The sequence below is a fragment of the Clostridium paraputrificum AGR2156 genome (assembly GCF_000424025.1).
GTDB lineage: Bacteria > Bacillota > Clostridia > Clostridiales > Clostridiaceae > Clostridium > Clostridium paraputrificum.
This window is the reverse complement of the sequence record NZ_AUJC01000010.1, coordinates 64,455-84,559: the sequence shown is the minus strand read 5'-3', so window position 1 is coordinate 84,559 and position 20,105 is coordinate 64,455. Positions and strand designations below refer to the sequence as shown.

General features: G+C 29.9%; 11 protein-coding genes. All 11 read left to right on the top strand.

Going from position 1 to position 20,105, the window contains the following annotated elements; translation table 11 throughout:
• The first annotated feature begins 123 nt into the window (after nt 1-123).
• The 11 genes from G594_RS0111380 (at nt 124) to G594_RS0111330 (ending at nt 20,098) form a co-directional block, all read left to right on the top strand.
• The gene (locus G594_RS0111380; protein ID WP_027098699.1) at nt 124-753 is read left to right on the top strand and encodes an OB-fold-containig protein; all 630 of its coding nucleotides are present in this window, start codon (nt 124-126) and stop codon (nt 751-753) included.
• A gap of 5 nt (nt 754-758) precedes the next feature.
• Entirely contained in the window at nt 759-2,813 is a 2,055-nt protein-coding gene (locus tag G594_RS0111375; RefSeq protein WP_034866520.1) for a flotillin family protein, read from the top strand.
• An 11-nt stretch (nt 2,814-2,824) separates the two neighbouring features.
• Nucleotides 2,825-7,783 (top strand): DNA repair ATPase, encoded by a 4,959-nt coding sequence (locus tag G594_RS0111370; RefSeq protein ID WP_051195987.1) that lies wholly within the window; start codon nt 2,825-2,827, stop codon nt 7,781-7,783.
• A 141-nt stretch (nt 7,784-7,924) separates the two neighbouring features.
• The gene (locus tag G594_RS0111365; RefSeq protein WP_027098696.1) at nt 7,925-8,890 is read left to right on the top strand and encodes a tRNA dihydrouridine synthase; all 966 of its coding nucleotides are present in this window, start codon (nt 7,925-7,927) and stop codon (nt 8,888-8,890) included.
• Nucleotides 8,891-9,144: 254 nt separating this feature from the next.
• Nucleotides 9,145-11,196 (top strand): glycosyl hydrolase family 18 protein, encoded by a 2,052-nt coding sequence (locus tag G594_RS19655; protein ID WP_051195986.1) that lies wholly within the window; start codon nt 9,145-9,147, stop codon nt 11,194-11,196.
• A 162-nt stretch (nt 11,197-11,358) separates the two neighbouring features.
• Complete coding sequence (locus G594_RS0111355) at nt 11,359-13,113, top strand: 1-deoxy-D-xylulose-5-phosphate synthase (protein ID WP_027098695.1); 1,755 nt, start codon at nt 11,359-11,361, stop codon at nt 13,111-13,113.
• A 51-nt stretch (nt 13,114-13,164) separates the two neighbouring features.
• On the top strand, nt 13,165-13,488 hold the full coding sequence (locus G594_RS0111350) for a GNAT family N-acetyltransferase (RefSeq protein WP_027098694.1): 324 nt from the start codon (nt 13,165-13,167) through the stop codon (nt 13,486-13,488).
• 169 nt (nt 13,489-13,657) lie between these two features.
• Nucleotides 13,658-15,628 (top strand): fructose-specific PTS transporter subunit EIIC, encoded by a 1,971-nt coding sequence (locus G594_RS0111345; RefSeq protein ID WP_027098693.1) that lies wholly within the window; start codon nt 13,658-13,660, stop codon nt 15,626-15,628.
• Between the two features lie 82 nt (nt 15,629-15,710).
• Nucleotides 15,711-18,332 carry a glycoside hydrolase family 38 N-terminal domain-containing protein gene (locus tag G594_RS0111340; RefSeq protein WP_027098692.1) on the top strand — a complete coding sequence of 874 codons (2,622 nt, stop codon included), beginning with the start codon at nt 15,711-15,713 and terminating at the stop codon, nt 18,330-18,332.
• Nucleotides 18,333-18,394: 62 nt separating this feature from the next.
• Nucleotides 18,395-19,192: a MurR/RpiR family transcriptional regulator gene (locus G594_RS0111335; protein WP_027098691.1), complete on the top strand. Its 798-nt coding sequence runs from the start codon at nt 18,395-18,397 to the stop codon at nt 19,190-19,192.
• A gap of 21 nt (nt 19,193-19,213) precedes the next feature.
• Nucleotides 19,214-20,098, top strand: coding sequence for an ROK family protein (locus tag G594_RS0111330; protein WP_027098690.1), 885 nt, complete (start codon nt 19,214-19,216; stop codon nt 20,096-20,098).
• The last annotated feature ends 7 nt before the right edge of the window (nt 20,099-20,105 follow it).

The window sequence follows — 20,105 nt, the reverse complement described above, 5'->3', positions numbered from 1 at the left end:
AAATGTAGTAGAAATTTTCTGCTACATTTTATTTTATTATATGAATGTAATATATTCAATAAAATGGATTGTTTGGAATAAATATCAATGGTAAAATTTATATATGGGTAAAGGAGGGGGAAAATGAGTGAATTATTAGATAATGCTTTTAGAGGGGCAAATATTATACCTACTTTTTTATTAGGATTTGTCTTATTTTATTGGTTAACTGTAATAATAGGGGTTATAGATTTTGATTTGTTTGACTTTGATATTGATGGGGATTTTGATATTGATGGTGGAGCAGATATAGGCCCATTTCATGCATTTCTAGCATTTCTAAATCTTTCAGAACTACCTTTTATGTTAGTTTTCAGTGTAATAGTTTTAGTTTTTTGGATTTTAGCAATGTTTATGTTTTTACTACCAATAACGCCAGGAGGTTTAACAAATGGTTTATTGCTAATTCCTGCATTTATAGTTAGTTCATTAATTGCAAAGATAATAACCAATCCTCTTAAAAAAATATTTAAGAAAGTATACCAAGAAGAGTTGAATCAAGGTGAACCTATTATTGGACAAATAGTTACCTTAATGTGTGACCTTAAAGATGGTAGATTAGGACAAGGAGAAATAAAAAGGGAGGGGGCTTCAATATTAATAAATGTTAAGCAATATGATGAAGATGAAACCTTTATAAAAGGTGAAGAGGCTTATGTAACAAAGAAAAATGATGAAAAAAATGTTTATTATATTATAAAGATTAAGGAGTGAATAATATGGCGTATTCAACACAAGTTTTATTGTTTAGCGTAGGGGCGGCTTTAGTTATTATTATAGGTTTACTTGCGTTATTTTCAAGATTTTATCACAAAGTAGACCAAGGTAAAGTAATAGTTAGAAATGGTGTAGGTGGACCGGTTGTATGTTTTGGAGGTATTTTTGTAGTTCCTATTATTCATAAACATGAAGTTATGGATATTTCAGTCAAGAGAGTTGAAATAGCTAGAGAAGGAAAAGACGGATTAATATGTAAGGATAATTTAAGAGCTGATATAAGAGTTGCATTCTTCGTTAGAGTTAATCAAACAAAGGAAGATGTACTTAAGGTTGCTCAATTATTAGGTTGTAAAAAGGCATCTGATCCTGCAACTTTAATGGAATTTTTTGATGCTAAATTTTCTGAAGCATTAAAGACAGTTGGTAAAAAGTTTGATTTTGTACAGCTTTATACTGAAAGAGAAACCTTTAAGGATGAAATTCTTCAAATAATAGGAACAGATTTAAATGGTTATGTTCTTGATGATGCAGCTATTGATTATCTTGAACAGACTGATATTAATTTATTAAACAGTAAGAATATTTTAGATTCAGAAGGTATTAAAAAAATTACAGAGCTTACTTCTCAACAACTTATTTTAGCAAATCAAATTGAACAAGATAAGGAAAAGACAATAAAGAAGCAAAATGTATCTGCTAGAGAAGCTATATTAGAGCTTGAAAAACAAAATGCAGAAGCAGAAGCAAAGCAGAAGAGAGAAATTGCTATTATTCATGCAAGGGAAGAGGCAGAAGCAGAAAAAGTTAGACAAGAAGAAAGATATAAGGCTGAAATGGCTAGGGTTAAAGCAGATGAAGAAATTGAAGTTGCAGAACAAAATAAGGAAAGACAAGTTATAATTGCATTGAAATCTAAGGAAAGCACAGAAGCTATTGAATCAGAAAGAGTAGATAAGAAGAGATTACTTGAAAAGACAGATAAAGAAAAGCTTGTAGAGCTTGCTAGTATTGCTAAGGAAAAGGAAGTTGAGGTAGAAAAGAAAAATATTCAACTAATTATAAGAGAGAGAGTAGCTGTAGAGAAAGATACTGTTATTGAAGAAGAAAAGATTAAGGATACTAGAGCTATTGCAGAAGCAGAAAGATTAAAGGCTGTAGCTATTAAGAAGGCAGAAGAAGAGTCTGAAAAGAATCTTATTATTGAAGTTAAAACAGCAGAAGCTTCTAAACAAGCAGCAGAAAAAATTGCAGAGAAAACTATTATTGATGCAGATGCTAAATATAAAGCATCACAAAAAGAAGCAGAAGCAATTAAGATTCTTGTTGATGCTAATGTATTAGAGGAGTCTACTTCAGGTATTGCAGAAGCTAAGGTTATTGAAGCTAAAGCAAGTGCAGAGGCTAAGGCAATTGAGGCTAAGGCTATAGCACAAGTTAAGGGTGACACTGCAATGGTTGATGTTAAGGAGAAAGAAGGTACAGTTGAAGCTGATATCTTAAAGAAAAAATACATGGCAGAAGCTGAAGGAATTAGAGAAAAAGCTAATAGCATGAAGGCTCTTGACGAAGTTGGTAGAGGACATGAAGAATTTAAACTTAAACTTGAAAAAGATAAGGAAATTCAACTTGCTAATATTAATATACAAAAGGAAATTGCAGAATCACAAGCTTCAGTTATTAGAGAAGCTCTTAAGACAGCTAAAATTGATATTGTCGGTGGAGAGACTATGTTCTTTGACCAAATAATTGGTTCTATTTCAAAGGGTAAATCTTATGATAGATTAGTTGAAAATAGTGATGTTCTTACAGATATTAAGGAGACATTTATAACTGGTGACCCTGAATATTTTAAGAAGCAATTACAAGAATTTGTTGGTAGATTCAATTTAACTTCGGAAGATATTAAGAATCTTTCAATAGCAGGTGCTATTAATAAGATGATGGGGAATGCAGATAAAGAAGATAAAGTTGCATTAAGTAAATTATTAGATACAGTAAATAAAGCAGGGGTAGCTAATTTACCAGCAAAAACTATAGAAATTATAAACGAATAAGGAGAATAATTTTGAATAGTATCGATGAAAAAGGCGTAAATAAAAGTTTCCATGATAATAGTAAAGAAGATATGGAGAATGGAACATATGAAGTTATTAAAAATCGTCTTTTAAAAAAAGGTTCTGATTTAAAAGAGAGGGTTGAAAAGCTTAATAAAGAAAGAAAAAGTGTTTTTGGTTCTATTGAAACAAAAGTTCTTGGTAGTGAAAGAATAATTACTGATAATAATTGTATTCCAAGAGATATGGCTCCAGTAGAAGATTACTTTATTTTTGGATATAACGTTCATATTGGACTTAAATCTAAAGTGGAACTAAGTGATGTTTTTTCAATTTATAAATATGAAAATAGGAGTTTTGTAAAACAATCCTTTGATTTGATTAGTGATAAAGACTTTATTAATGACTTTGATGAACTATATAAATATTATAAAAATACTTTTTTTGCTAAGTTTACTATAACAGAGCCTTATTTCTATATGATTTTTCAAACAGGAAAAGATCCTACAGATATTAAAGTATTTAAGTGGGTAATTGAAGGAAATAAGTTAGTTTATGTTGATAGTAGAAGTGAGCATGAAATTAGATTTAAAAATAAAAGTGAATTTAGATTTATTAAGGCCACTAGAGATGATCAAAGAAGTGGTATTCATCCCCATGTTTCAATATTGGACAAGGTTTTTGTTGAAACATTAGAAGGAGATTTAACTATTAAAGTAGAGGATAATACCACAACAGGTAAAGGTATATATTCTGAGCCTGTTGAGTATATGGATCAAACCCTTGATGATGCAGAAATATACTATGCAGATTTAGAGCAAATTATAATTTTGAAAATTAAACCATATAAGGAAGAAGAGTATAGATATTTTATTTTCAATAATAAGTTGAAAAATGTTGTTAGAATAGATTCTATAAAAGATACTTGTATTCTATTACCAGGAAACCATGGGATTATATTTCCAGAGGGATATTATCTTCAAAATGGTGAGTATAAGATTTTTGATGTAGAAGCAGAGAATTCTATTTTTGATAAAAGAGTTTCGTCTACTAATGGAGAGGATTATCAATATATTTTTTATAATACTTATAGCGGGTTGTACTTAATTTATTCATATAATATTATTGAACAGAAAATTGATACACCAATTGTTTGCAGTGGATATTCTCATTTTAATAATGGCGAGATGATTATTTTCAAAAATGAAAGTGAGCCAAGAAAAAATCATATTATACAAATATGGCAAACACCTTATGTTGGAAAGAACTATGTAACTGAAGGCAACAAAGATTCTTTGTTATTTAAGATTGGAAACAAGGATATAGTTAATGCAATGGCTGACTGCAAAGGGGTATGTAAGCTTATCCAAAAGGGTGAAGGATACCAAAGTATATATGTTGATATTGTAAAAGAAAGTGAAAGAATAATAGATTCTTATTTCTGGTTAGATAAAGAAGAGATATTTAATTTAAAAGAGGTACTTATAAATATCAAGGAATCTGCTACTTTTGCCATAGGCGAGTTTGAAAAAGTAACGAGAATAAAAACTTCTACCAAAAAACAGGTTGAAGAAGTTAGCACAAGAGCAGAGGAACTATTGAATAATCTAAAGTATGGTTCCTTTGACTCAATTAATGAATATGTTAAGGCATTAGCAGATATAAGAAACTTAAGGGGAGGGATTTCTTCTCTTAAGGACTTAAGATATGCAGATCTCAATATAGTTAATTCTCTTGATGTAAATGTTAAGGAAAAGTATGAAGAGTTCTCAAAAAAATGTGTTGAATTTTTAGTTGCTCCAGAGGGGTTAAAGCCATATGAAACAAATGTTAATAAGTTAGCTTTGGAAATAAATAAAGTTAATAAATCTAAAGAGGGTAGAGAGCTTGAAAAAAGGATGGACGAAACATCCAGTGAATTAGAGCTTCTTATAGATATAATATCTAACTTCAAAATTGAAGATCCCACTATGACCACACAAATAATAGAGAAAATTTCCTCATTATTTTCTTTAATTAATAATGGTAAAGCTAGGCTAAGCAATAGAGTTGGAGATCTTACTAAAAGTGAAATGACAACTCAGTTTAATGCTCAGTTAAAGTTACTTAGTCAATCAGTTGTAAACTATCTAGATATATCAGATACAGTAGATAAATGTGATGAATATTTAAATAAAATTATGATTATGATTCAAGAACTTGAAGGAAAGTTTGCTGAATTTGATGATTATGTTATTCAATTAAGTGAAAAAAGAGAAGAAGTATATAATGCCTTTGAAAGTAAAAAGCAGACAATTTTAGATAAGTTAAATAAAAGAATACTCTCTTTATTTGGTTCTTCAGAACGTATACTTAATGGAATAAGTAATAGGTTAAAAAGTTTTAATACTGTAGATGAGATTAATGGATATCTGGCTACAGATATAATGGTAGAAAAGGTTAGGGATATTATTTCTAGCTTGAAAGATCTTGGGGATAATGTAAAAGGTGATGAGATTACTTCAAGATTAAAGAAAGTAAAAGAGGAAGCTATCCGACAACTTAAGGATAGACAAGAACTTTATATAAATGGAAAAGATATTATTAAATTAGGGAAACATTATTTCTCTGTTAATAACAAACCTATTGATTTATCTATAGTGCAAAAGGAAGATGGACTAAATTATCATATTACAGGAACTGATTTTTGGGAGAAGGTAGATATTAAAGGAATTGACAAATATAATCATGTATTCTCTCAAAGTGTAGTATCTGAGAATAATGAAGTGTATAAGGGGGAGTACCTAGCTTATTTAGTTTTTGATGCAGCAAAAAGAGGTGAAAATGAGTCTTTAGATAAATTACATTCTATGTCTGAAGGACAACTTATTAAAGTGGTGCAAAAATTTATGGAACCAAGATATCAAGAAGGATACACTAAAGGTGTACATGATATTGATGGGGCAAAAATTTTAAAGGCATTATTAGAGTTGCATTATAAAATAGATTTACTTATATATAGTAGTGAAAGTAGGGCATTAGCAAGGTTATTCTGGAGTTCTTTAGCTAAAAAAGATACAAAGGATTTGTTAAGAAAGAGGTTAAAAGAATTATCAAAAGTTAGTTTGTATTTTAATTCTTCTCCTAATTTAGATAGTTATATTCCATATGTGTCTGAAAAGATTGAAGAAGAAAATAATAAGTTTAATCTATTCCATAAGAGATGTGTAAAAGAAGCATCTGAATACCTATGCTTGGAAATTATGAGAGGAGAAGACTTTGTAGTTAGTAAAGATGGTAAGAGTATATATGATGGATTTATTAACTACCTAAAAGGAAAGGGATTGTTAAGTGAATTTTTAGCATCCATAGAAGAGAGTAAAGTAGATATAGAAGGGCTTTACTATTTCATAAAGGAATGTATTAATGCTTATAAAGAAAGTGTTATAGATGATAATAAAGAACTAAGAGACATTAATGCTACTATATTTGAAAACTTAGATGACTATGAAATAGAAGGATTGCTTAAGGAAGTAATTATTTTATTAATGAATGGTGATAGAAGTTTTGGAAGGGTTATATATGTTGATTCAAAAGTAAATATAGAAGGCCTTATAGGAAGTCATTCTGTAATAGAAAGTGGTAAATATATTCTATCTTATACAAAATTTATGAATAAGTTAAAGTATTTTGGTGAGATTTGTGTTAAAGAGTTTATTGAGTTCCAAGATATAAAGAAGGGTCTTATTAAAAACTTTAAGGATAAAATTCATTTAGATGAATATAAGCCACAAGTACTTACTTCTTTTGTAAGAAATCAATTGATAGATAAGGTGTACTTGCCTTTAATTGGTGATAATCTAGCAAAACAAATTGGTGTTGTTGGAGAGAATAAAAGAACAGATTCAATGGGATTATTATTACTTCTTTCTCCACCTGGATATGGTAAAACAACCTTAATGGAATATATAGCAAGTAGGCTTGGAATTATATTGGTTAAGGTAAATGGACCATCATTAGGTTATGATGTAACTTCATTAGATCCAGATAAAGCTAATAATACAGGATCTAGAGAAGAACTTAAAAAGTTGAATATAGCCTTAAAAATGGGTAACAATGTAATGATATACTTAGATGATATACAACACTGTAATCCTGAGTTTTTACAAAAGTTTATTTCTTTATGTGATGGACAAAGAAAAATTGAAGGTGTATATAATGGAATTGGTGAAACTTATGATTTAAGAGGTAAAAAGGTAGCTGTTGTTATGGCTGGAAATCCTTATACTGAAAGTGGAGAAAAATTTAAGATTCCAGATATGCTTGCTAATAGAGCAGATGTATATAACCTAGGGGATATGCTTATGGAAAATGAAGAAGCATTTAAACTTAGTTATATTGAAAACTGTTTAACTTCAAATCCTATATTATCTAAGCTATCTAATACTAATCAGAAGGATTTATATGGACTTGTTGAAATGGCTAATGGAGTGGAAAGGGAAAATGTAACCCTTGAATATGATTACTCAGTAGATGAACTAAATGAATATATAAGTGTTCTTAATAAGTTAATGAAAGTAAGAGATATAGTAATAAAGGTCAATATGGAGTATATCCATTCAGCAGCTCAAAGCGATGAATATAGAAAAGAGCCACCATTTAAGCTTCAAGGGTCATATAGAAATATGAATAAGATAGCTGAGAAAGTAGTAGCTATAATGAATGATGAGGAATTATTCCAAAGAGTTCTAATTAACTATGAAAATGATGCTCAAACATTAACTTCAGGAGCAGAAGCTAATATGCTTAAATGGAAAGAGTTAGTTGGGTGCATAACTGAAGAAGAAAAGAAAAGATTTGAGGAAATAAAAAATACTTTTATTAAAAATAAGTTAGTTAAAGGTGAAGACAAATTAGGACAAGCAATTCTAGTTTTAAGTAATCTTACAGAAAATATAGAAATGATTAAAGAAATATTAGAAAAAAGATAATTTTAAAATCCATAGCAAAAATGCTATGGATTTTTTGATATGAAATTAAAGTAAATATATTATTCACTTTGTTATTTAAGTAGATAAGAGGATAGAAGGCTGATATAATAACTTTTAGAATGTTTAAGAAGGAGTTATTATATGAGATTTTATTTAGCCCCAATGGAGGGGATTACTGGATATATATATAGAAATGCTTATGAGAAGTTCTTTCACAATATTGATAAATACTTTACGCCATTTATTGTACCCAATAAAAGCAGAAGTCTTAAAACAAAAGAGTTAAGAGATATTTTACCTGAAAATAATGAAGGAATGAACATAGTTCCTCAAATACTTACAAATGATTTTGAGGGATTCATTGTTACTGCTAGAAAGTTACAGCAATTAGGATATAATGAGGTGAATTTAAATTTAGGATGTCCAGCAGGGACAGTTGTTTCAAAAAATAGAGGCTCAGGTTTTCTTGCATTAAGAGAGGAACTAGACAAATTTTTAGAAGAAATATACAAGATTGAAGATATGAAAATTTCAATAAAGACTAGAATTGGAAAGGATACTCCAGAGGAGTTTTATAAACTGATAGAGATATATAACAAATATCCTTTAGAAGAATTAATAATCCATCCAAGAACTAGGCAAGATTTTTATGGAAATAAGCCTAACTTAGAGATTTTTAAGGATGCACTATCATTAAGTAAAAGCCCTGTGTGTTATAATGGAGATATTTTTATAGTTGAAAATTATAATAAATTAGTTAATAGTTTTCCAGAAGTAGACAAAGTTATGCTTGGTAGAGGTGTTTTAGCTAATCCAGGTTTAATTGGAGATATTAAAGGTAATGATTTTATTACTAAAGATACATTAAAAGCCTTCCATGATGAAATTTTTAATAACTATATAGAACTTTTTAATGATGATAAAAATGCAATGTTTAGAATGAAAGAACTTTGGGGGTATATGATATATATGTTTACTGATAATAAGAAGTATGCAAAAAAGATAAAGAAAGCTCAAAAAGTTATAGATTATAAACAAGCTGTTTCAAGTTTATTTATGGAACAAGAGATTGTTAAAGGGGCTGGCTTGTTTAATAGTATATTTTAAAAGAATAATTATTTATAAAAAAACCTTTAGTTACTTATTTAAACAAAATGAACTAAGGTTTTTTTTATTATAGTTAAAAGATTGTTGTAAATGTTTACTAAAGGGGGAGAGTTGTCTGAATTTACTTATTATATATCATTGATGCTGTAAAAATATGGAATTATAATTAGATTAAGGAGTTCAAGGAAGCTTTAATAAGTAATGTCTAATACATATTTTCTTTAAAGAAAATAAAATAATTGGAGGGAGTTAAAATGAAAAAACGACTAAGTCTATTATTATCACTATTTTTAGTTGTTGGAAGTGTAGGTTTAACATCAGGAACAGTAACAACTTCTGCAAAGGAGAATACTGACCAAGCAGTTGTTGCTAGTACAACTTCAGCAGCTACAAACAAAAGAGTTATCACATATTTCCCAAGTTGGGGAATGTATGAGGCGGGACAACAAAATATAACTGTAGATGACATTCCTTGGGATAAAGTATCTCAGGTAAATCATGCTTTCTTTGAAATAACAAATGATTTTAAAATTCAAACTACAGATTCCTATGCAGATTTTGAATGTGCAGATTTTAAACATTCTCCAGAGTGGGGAGAGGGGTTAGCAGGACATTTTGGAGAATATCAGTATTACAAATCAAAATACCCAGATGTAAAAATAGTAATTGCAGTTGGTGGCTGGACTAGGAGTGATAAATTCCATGCAGCAGCTTCTACAGAGCAAAATAGAAAGACATTAGCACAAAGCATGGTTGATACCATGAAAAAGTATCCGTTCATTGATGGTATTGACATAGATTGGGAGTACCCAACAGAAACTAGAGCTCCAGAAGATCAATATGATAGAGGTAGCGTTGGTGGACCAGAGGACAAGCATAATTTTACCTTGCTATTAAAAACAATTAGAGAAACATTTGATCAAAATGGTATGAAGGATAAACTTTTAACAGTTGCAGTATCAGCAGGAGAGTCAAAAATTCACAATACAGAGCCAGATCAATATGCTCAATATGTAGATGCTATTGGAGTTATGACATATGATTTTGCTGGAGATTGGGATGATGTAACTGGTCATTTAGCTGGTTTATATCATAACCCTGAAGATACAACAAGACCTAAATTTGACACAGATGATGCAATGAAGATTTATTCAGAAGAATATAATGTTCCTAAGAGTAAATTGTACGCAGGTTCACCACTATATAGTAGAGGGTGGGGAAATGTAGCTCCAGGTCCAAATGGAGATGGATTATTCCAACCAGGAAATAAGAATTTCACAGGTAACTTAGGTACTGGAGGTCAATACTCTTGGTATGATATTAAAAATATTGAAAAAACAGCTGGATGGGTTAAATATAGAGATCCAATAGCTAAAGTACCTTATTTATATAACTCTTCAACCAAGCAATTCTTGACTTATGAGGATGAAACTTCTCTACAAGATAGAATAAATTATATAAATGACAATGGCTATGGCGGTCTTATTGTTTGGGATTGCAGTGGTGATGACGTTAAGGGTGGATGGCCAATGCACACAATAATGTTTAATGGATTAATAAAAGATGGTTCAGAAACTCCTCCTACACAAAATACACTTAAAGCTGCTAGTTTAACAGCTGGACCAGTTTCTAATGGAAAGTATACTTTAACAGCTATTGTGCCAGCATATAATACAGCAACAAGTTATCAAATATTAGAAGGAAATACTGTGATATCAAGTGGTACATTGAATTCAGGAAGTCAAACACCAATTACTATAAACTATGATATAACAGGTAAAGAGAGTGGAACTTATAATTATACTGTAGTTTTAAGTGATGGTAGTAGTAAAGTTACATCCACAGAAGTAAAGGTTACAGTATCAGCTCCAGTAGAAAACACTTTACAAGCAGCCTCTTTAACTGCAGGACAAGTTAGCGGTGGATCATTTACCCTAAATATTCAAATACCAGCAAATAATACAGCAACAAGTTATCAGATATTAGAAGGAAATACTGTAATATCTACTGGTAGTTTAACTGTAGGTAGTGCATTAAGAAATATAAGCTACAATGTAACAGGAAAAGGAGAAGGAAATTATAATTATACTGTAGTTTTAAGTGATGGTAGTAAAACAGTAACTTCTAATATAGTTTCAGTTTCTGTACAAAAACCATCAAGTTATCCAGCATGGGAAGCATGGGTAAGCTATAAAACAGGTGATATAGTAAGTTATAATGGAAAAAATTATACATGTAGACAAGGACATACATCATTAGTAGGATGGGAACCATCTAATGTACAAGCATTATGGAGCTTAATATAGTAATTTAAATAGAAGGAGTGTTTATTTTATATGAACACTCCTATTTATTTAAGTTTATTTTTATAGAATGTACACATGTAAGAAAAAAATATATTGACTTAGAGTTTACTCCAAGAAGTATACTGATTAATATACTAGTGGAAAGCATAGGAGGAATTTAATATGGTCTTAAATAAAATTAATGAACCTAAAGATTTAAAATCTCTTAGTAAGGATGAATTATCATCTTTAGCTAATGAGATAAGGGAGATTTTAATAAGAAAGGTAAGCACAACTGGCGGTCATTTTGGCCCTAACCTAGGAATGGTGGAAGCGACAATAGCAATGCACTATGTATTTAATTCACCAATAGATAAAATAGTATATGATGTATCTCATCAATCATATACTCATAAAATTTTGACAGGAAGAAAAAATGCATTCATTAATCCAGATGAATATAAAACTGTTACAGGCTATACTGAGCCTAGTGAAAGTGAACATGATTTCTTTATAGTAGGTCATACATCTACTTCTGTTAGTTTAGCATGTGGATTAGCAAAAGCAAGAGATATAAAGGGTGGAAAAGAAAATATTATTGCTGTTATAGGGGATGGTTCTCTAAGTGGTGGTGAAGCATATGAAGGATTAAATAATGCAGCTGCATCAAGGAAAAATATTATAATTTTAGTTAATGATAATGATATGTCTATAGCAGAAAACTATGGTGGGCTTTACAAGAATTTAGAATTGCTACGTGAATCTAATGGAAAGGCTGAAAATAATTTCTTTAAGGCATTAGGATTTGAGTATCATTATATTGATAATGGAAATGATATAGAATCATTAATTGATACATTCTCTAAGGTAAAGGATATAGATCATCCAGTAGTTATTCATATGCATACAATTAAGGGAAAAGGATATAAGGATGCTGAAGAAAACAAGGAGGCATTTCATTGGGTTAGTCCCTTTAATTTAGAAACAAAAGAGCCAGTAAATAAACCAAGTTTTGGAGAATCTTATAGGAGCATTACTGAAGAGTTTTTAATGAAAAAAGCAAGTGAAGATCCTAAAGTGGTAGCAATAACAGCTGGGACCCCATCATCAGTTAGCTTGGGGAACTTTAGAAATAAATTTAAAAGTCAATTTATAGATGTTGGAATAGCAGAGGAGCACGCAGTTGCTCTTGCATCAGGAATAGCATCACAAGGAGGTAAACCTGTAGTTGGATTTTTAAGCTCATTTATCCAAAGAACTTATGATCAGTTATCTCAAGATCTTGCCATAAATAATAATCCAGCATTAATAATGGTTTATGGTGGCGGAATAACAGGGGGAGATGTTACTCACCTTGGAATATTTGATATACCTTTAATAAGTAATATTCCTAATATAGTCTATCTTGCACCAACTAATAAAGAAGAATATATAGCTATGATGGAATGGGGAATTGAGCAAGAGAAATATCCAGTTGCAATACGTGTTCCAAATATAAATGTAGTATCTACTGGGATTTCTATAGAGTCTGATTTTCATAATATAAATACTTATAAAAAAGTTGAAAGTGGGAAAGATATAGCAATAATTGGGCTAGGAGATTTTTATCATCTTGGAAAAAAAGTAAAAGAAAAATTAAAGTCTGAAATAGGGGTTAATGCTACCTTAATAAATCCTAGATTTATAAGTGGTATAGATAAGAAGTTATTATATGAACTTCTGGAAGAACATAAATTAGTAATTACTTTAGAAGATGGAGTTATTAATGGTGGATTTGGTGAAAAGATTTCAAGATTCTATGGTAACAAAAATATTAAGGTATTGAATTTTGGAGCTGATAAGGAATTTACTAATGGGGTTTCTAAAGATGAACTATATGAGCGTTATCATTTAAAAGAGGAGCTAATAGTAGAGGATATAAAAAAAGCATTAGAATAGATAAAACTGTATATAATAGTATTAATTAAATTATAAACAAAGGAGAAAAAAATGAATTGGAAGTATGAAAAAGAGCGTATATATAGTGAGAATGATAAAGGGGAGCTAATGGCTGAAGTAACTTTTAAACGTGAAAAAGGTGAAGAGGTAAATATAGATCATGTTTATGTTAACCCAGTTTTAAGGGGGCAAGGAGTTGCTTCAAAAACAATGCTTATCATGGTAGAGTATTTAAGAAAAGAAAAGCTTAAAGCAACAGCTACATGTTCATATGCTAATGATTGGTTTAAGAAAAATGAAAAACAATATTTAGATGTAGTTTCTGATAATAATATAGATGCTGTTGTTGCCTGTAAAATAGGTGGTAAACATTAGCCCAAAGAGGGTTATGTACTGATAAGTACATAACCTTTTTTTTATAAAAGTATGAAAATAATTTCATAAAAACATAAAAAAAAGAAAGATAATACTAAAGATAGTAAAAATGTTTACATAAACCTTTACAGGTGTAATAATATGAACTGTAAAGAGGAGGTAGAGAGTAATGAATAAAAAAATAGTAGCAGTTACAGCTTGTGCTGCAGGTATAGCACATACTTATATGGCGGCTGAAAGTTTAGAAAAAGCAGCAAAGAAAGCTGGATATAAAATTAAAGTTGAAACTCAAGGTTCTATTGGAGCAGAAAATGTTTTGACAGAAAAAGATATTGAAACAGCAGACGTAGTAATAATAGCAGCAGATATAAATATAGATTTAATGAGATTTTCAGGTAAGAGAGTATTATCAGTAAAATCAATAGATGCAATAAAAGCACCAGAAGCATTAATTAAAAGAGCTTATGACGAAGCTAAAGTCTTTGGAGCAAAGGGAACTAAGGTTGGTAAAGTGACTTTAGGAAAGACAGAAAATAATTTTGTTAAACATATAATGAGTGGAATATCATATATGACTCCAATGGTTATAGCATCAGGTATATTATTAGCAATTGCTAATATATTTGCATTCCAAGCAAATGAACTTGGTCAAATAGTAAATTGGGGATTTGATACATCAACTCAAATGGGATTCTTCATGTCTAAGCTTTTTGAAGTTGGACAAGTTGGATTTAAATTAATGATTCCTTTATTTGCAGCTTTTGTTGCTAACTCAATAGCAGACAAGCCTGCAATAGCACCAGCAATGATAGGTGCATACTTAGTAAATGATGCAACATATTTAGGAACTCAAACAGGTGGTGGTTTCTTAGGAGCAATCTTAGTTGCATTCATAGTTGGATATTTAGTAAAAGGACTAAAGAAGATAAAATGGCCTAAGATATTACAACCATTACTTGCTATTATGATTATTCCTTTAATAGCTACTTTTGCAATAATGGTTATAGTAACATACTTAATTGGTAATCCCATAGCAGGATTAATGGATAGTTTATATAGTGGATTAACAACTTTAAATGAAACATTCGCTGGAGCACCATTTATAATTGGAGCAATTATTGGTGGTATGATTGGATTTGACTTTGGAGGTCCAGTTAATAAGACAGCACTTATATTTGGTACAGCTGTTTATACAGATACAGTGGCTAAGTTTGGTATAGCAAATGCTAACTTTGTACCTCAAACAGCAACACAAGCTGCAATTTCAGTTGCACCATTAGGAATATGGCTTGCATCAGTATTATTTAAGAATAAATTTACAAAGAATGAAAAGATATCAGCTAGTTCAGCATTTGGTATGGGTATGGTTGGAGTTACAGAAGGAGCAATTCCATTTGCAGCATCTAATCCAGTTCAAATGATTACTGCATCTGTTGCTGGTTCAGCATTAGCAGGTGGACTTGCTTCTATAACTGGATGTAAGTTCTACGGTGGTATTGGATCTCCACTTGGAGCAGTTATAGGATATATTGAACAACCAGTTCCATTTATAACTTGGATATTATGTATATTTGCAGGTATTTTAGTAACAGCATTAATCATTGGATTCTGGAGAAAGCCAGTATCTGAAGAAGAGGAAGAATATATAGAAGTAGAGCCTAATGAAATTATTGAGGAATCTATAGTAGAAGCTAAGGAATTATTTAGTGAAGATCACATATACATTGATGAAAATTCAACTACTCAAGATGAAGCATTTAAGTTTATAGCATCAATAGCTAAGAAGCATGGATATGTAAAGAGTGAAGAAGATTTTTATCACGGGTTACAAAAAAGAGAAAAAGAAGCTACAACTGGATTTAATGATGGTATAGCAATACCACATAGTAAAAATTCAACAGTTATTTCACCAGGTGTATTCTTAATTAAATTTAAAAATCCAATAGAATGGGACTCATTAGATGGAAAGAAGATAACTACAGCTTTTGCGCTAACTATTCCTGAGGATGGAGCAGAAAATCACTTAAAGATATTAAGCACAATAGCAAAAGAATTAATAGATGATGATTTCAGAAATACAGTTATCAAAGAAACAGACTCCCAAAAACTATACAATTTAGTTAAGGGTATACAACTATAATTTAAAAATCCACTGGTGATTGTAATAAGAACCAGTGGATTTTTACTATAGAAAAGATTTAATTCATAAAAGGAGATATATAATGAAAAAAATACATGTTTATCCCCACACACACTGGGATTATGAATGGTATTTTACTTCAAATGAATCAATTATACAGCTAGTATATCATATGGATGAAGTAATAAAGGCACTAGAAGATGGAGATTTAGAAACATATTTATTAGATGGACAATTAAGTATTTTAGATGAATATATAAGGTTTATGCCAAGTAACTTTGAAAGAGTAAAAAAACTTGTTGAAGAAGGAAAATTAATAATAGGACCTTGGTATACACAAACTGATGAGCTGATTATAGATGGAGAATCAATAGCTAGAAATCTTTTTTATGGTATAAAAAGTGCATCAAAGTATGGAGATTATTTAAAGGTTGGCTATTTACCAGATTCTTTTGGACAAAGTAAGGATATGCCTAAAATATTAAATGGTTTTGATATTAAGAGAAGTATTTTCTGGAGAGGGGTATCTAAGGATGTCTGTCCCAATAGAGAGTTTATTTGGAAGGGTGAAGATGATAGTTCACTTTTAGTTTACAACATAAAAAATGGATACTTCTATGGTGGAAATTTAATTTATACTGATGATGTAGAAAAAGTAGAAAAAACAATTTTAGATGGATCACAAACTGACAATATTCTTCTACCAGTAGGGGGAGACCAGAGGTTTGTAGATTTCAATTTAAAAGAGAGAATAAAATACTATAATGATAGAACTAAAAATGATTTTGAATATGTTGAAAGCAGTTGCGATAAGTTCTTTGATGAATTAGAAAAGTCAGAAGGGTTAAAAGAAGTAAAAGGTGAATTTGTAAACCCATCTAACTCTAAAATTCATAGATCAATATATTCTTCTAGATATGACCATAAGTATTTAAATGATAAGATTGAAAGAAGATTAATTTATCAATTAGAACCATTAATGGTTATAGCTCAAAATCTTGGATTAGATCCAAAGGTTGAAATGATAGAAGAAATTTGGAAGAAGTTACTTATGAATCATGCTCATGATAGTGCTTGTGGATGTAATAGTGATAAGACAAATAGAAGTATAATTTCAAGGTTAACAGAAGCAGATCAGTTATCTTACTCAGCTTGTGATTATATTATAAGAAAGATAAGTGAATCTATTGAAGGTAAAGAGGAAAATGACATAATTTTATTTAATACTCTTCCTCATAGAAGAGAAGAAGTGGCAAAAGTGATTGTTACAACTAAACTTAAGAATTTTAAAATTACAGATAAAAATGGAAATGTAATTGAGCATGAAGTATTAGATGTAGTTAAAGAGTATGCAGGTAGCATTAAGAAGGATGAGTCTCAATACGATAAAGATCTATACTATTATGTTTCAAAGGTGGCATTAAAATGCAACTTAGAGCCATTAAGTATAGAAGTATTAAAATTAGTTGAAATTGATGAAGAAGTAGAAGCATCAGAAAATAAAAAGGATAATTATATAGAAGATAATTTCTATAAGGTTGAATTCATTGATGGGAAAATTAATATCTTAGATAAAGTTAATAATAGAAAGTTAGAGGATTGCTTATACATTGAAGAAAGTGGAGATGATGGAGATACATATGACTACTCCCCTCCAGAAGAAAAGTATGATTTTAGATATAACTTAAGCTTTGAGAATGGAAATGTAGAAGTAAATAATAGAAAGCTTCATAAAGATATTAAAATATGTGGAGAATTTATTGTACCAGAAAATCTTAAAGAGAGAGAATTAAATAAGAGAAGTACAAGCATACCATATAAATTAAGTTTATCATTGTCCAATAAGGGTGCTATAGAATGTCATTTAGAGTTGGATAATAATGCAGATGATCATAGAATGAGAATAGTTTTAAAAACAGATGTTTTTTCAACAGAAAGCATTTCAGATACTGCTTTTGGGGTAATAAAAAGAGACAATGTTCCTGAACATATTAATGATTGGAGAGAATTAGGATGGAAAGAAGAGCCATCACCAATATATCCAATGCTTCATTTTGTAGGAATTGAAGATGAAAACTCATCAGCTACATTCTTAGCAAAAGGAATAAAGGAATATGAAATATTAGATGATTCTAAGATTGCATTAACTTTATTTAGAGGGGTTGGATTTTTAGGAAAGCCTGATTTAATTAGAAGACCTGGTATAGCATCTGGAAATGAATTTAGATATATAGAAACGCCTGATAGTCAATTAAGGGGAAAAATGAAATTTAAGTTTGCTATATATCTTAGCAATAAAATGGATGCTACAGTAGTGAATAAACTTTGGAAGAACTATAGTATAACTATTCCAAGTTATCAAATACAAGAAATAAACAGGTTTACAAATACCCTTAAATATTTTGTTATGCATCCTTTAAAAGATAGTGTGGAAGCAATAAAGAATATAGTAGATTGTAGCCAATTAAAAGATATTGTAGTTACTTCTATAACACCTGTAGATAAAAAATCATTTACTATTAGATTTGTAAATTATAATGATAAATTAGTTGATGGAGGCAAGCTTAAGACTAATAAAGGGACTAGTTATGAGTGGGTTAATATGAATAATAGGGTTATAGTTAGTGAAGAGAAAATTAACGGACATATAAATCTAGGAAAATTTAAGAATGGTGAAATTAAGACATTAAAAATCAATATATAGTTGAAAAAGATGGGGGAAATATATAGTATTAAATCATAGTAAGATTTGGGAGAGGTAGGAATATGAATAAAGAGATTATATTGAGGATAACTCATGCAAAGTTCAAATTTACCTATGTAGAAGAGCAGATTGCTGAGTATTTTCTAGGAAATAATAAACCAATGTCAATAAATGATTTGGCTGATTTACTATGTGTTTCCCCTGCATCAATCACAAGATTTTGTAAAAAGATAGGACTTAATAACTATAAGGAACTTATATATTTATATAATGAGCATCTTAAAGAAAATGATAAAATTAATATGAATAATATTTCAGTAGATTTACAGAAATCATACTTTAAAATCTTTAATCAAATTGATGGAAGCTTTAACAGAGAGAAGATTGAGGATATTTGCGATTTAATACATAGCTATAGATTTATGCATATTTTTGCATTAGGTTTAAGTGCAACAGCAGCTCAAGATTTTAAATTTAGATTTTCTAGAATGGGGAAATTTATAGAAGTAATTTATGACAAAGATGCTATAGATATGGCTACGGCAGTAATAGAAGAAGGAGACTTGGTATTTATATTTACTTTAAGAGGGAATAAATACCTACAAAAATGTGCAAAAGCCTTAAAGGAAAAGGGAGCTAAACTTGTAGTTATTACAGGAAATGAACATACTAAATTAAATGAATATGCAGATATAATTATAGTTACTGCTAATCTTTCTGGGGAAGAATCAACAGGAATGATATCGGCTCAAATTCCTATTTTAATACAAATAGATTTAATTCACTATTATTATGTAAGGAAATATAAAGAAGTTTTAGAAGCATGGGTTTCAACGGAAAAGGTATTTAATAAAGAGTAATATATGGGGAGGATTTTAGATATGTATGCATGTTTAGATATAGGAGGTACTTCTATAAAAGTAGGTATTTCTGATAAGAATGGTAATTTAACTAATAAAGGTAATTTAAAGATTTCTGATGAGTTTAGTGTTATTATAGATGGAATTGTAAATTGGATTGAAGAAATAAGAAAAAGCTATGATATAGAAGGTATAGCAATTAGTGCTCCAGGAGCTGTAAATAGTAAAACTGGGGTGATTGGGGGAGCAAGTGCACTTCCATGTATTCACGGACCAAATTGGAAGGAAGTTTTATGTGAAAAAACAGGATTACCTATAAGTATTGAAAATGATGCAAACTGTGCAGCTTTAGCAGAGTCTTTTTCAGGTAAGGGAAAAGATTTAAATGATATATTATTTGTGGTATGTGGTACTGGAATTGGTGGCGCAATAATAAAAGATGGGAAAATTCATCATGGCAAACATCTTCATGGGGGAGAAGTTGGATATATGCTTATGGAAGAATCTAATGGTGAATATTTAAACTTTAGTGAAGTTGCATCTACAATGTCTTTTGTTAGAAAGGTAAGAAAGCACTATAATGATGATTCATGGAATGGAGAAAGTATTTTTGAAGCAGCAGAAAAAGGCGACGAAGTATGTAGGGGGGCTATAGATACTTTCTATAAGAATCTAGCAAAAGGAATATTTAATTTACAACATATTTATGATCCAGAGATAATTTTGTTAGGTGGGGCAATTAGTAATAGGGAAGATTTTATTGATAGAATAAATGAAAAGTTATTGATCATAAGAGAAAAGATAAATATAGATACCCTTATGCCAAATATAGATACATGTACTCATAAAAAGGACGCTAATTTAGTTGGAGCTTTAGCTAACTTTTTAATGGAGCATGGAGAATAATAATAAA

Coding starts and splice junctions, on each gene's coding strand:
- G594_RS0111340 (WP_027098692.1), top strand. CDS start 15,711: ATGAAAAAAATACATGTTTATCCCCACACACACTGGGATTATGAATGG.
- G594_RS19655 (WP_051195986.1), top strand. CDS start 9,145: ATGAAAAAACGACTAAGTCTATTATTATCACTATTTTTAGTTGTTGGA.
- G594_RS0111375 (WP_034866520.1), top strand. CDS start 759: ATGGCGTATTCAACACAAGTTTTATTGTTTAGCGTAGGGGCGGCTTTA.
- G594_RS0111355 (WP_027098695.1), top strand. CDS start 11,359: ATGGTCTTAAATAAAATTAATGAACCTAAAGATTTAAAATCTCTTAGT.
- G594_RS0111330 (WP_027098690.1), top strand. CDS start 19,214: ATGTATGCATGTTTAGATATAGGAGGTACTTCTATAAAAGTAGGTATT.
- G594_RS0111365 (WP_027098696.1), top strand. CDS start 7,925: ATGAGATTTTATTTAGCCCCAATGGAGGGGATTACTGGATATATATAT.
- G594_RS0111335 (WP_027098691.1), top strand. CDS start 18,395: ATGAATAAAGAGATTATATTGAGGATAACTCATGCAAAGTTCAAATTT.
- G594_RS0111380 (WP_027098699.1), top strand. CDS start 124: ATGAGTGAATTATTAGATAATGCTTTTAGAGGGGCAAATATTATACCT.
- G594_RS0111345 (WP_027098693.1), top strand. CDS start 13,658: ATGAATAAAAAAATAGTAGCAGTTACAGCTTGTGCTGCAGGTATAGCA.
- G594_RS0111350 (WP_027098694.1), top strand. CDS start 13,165: ATGAATTGGAAGTATGAAAAAGAGCGTATATATAGTGAGAATGATAAA.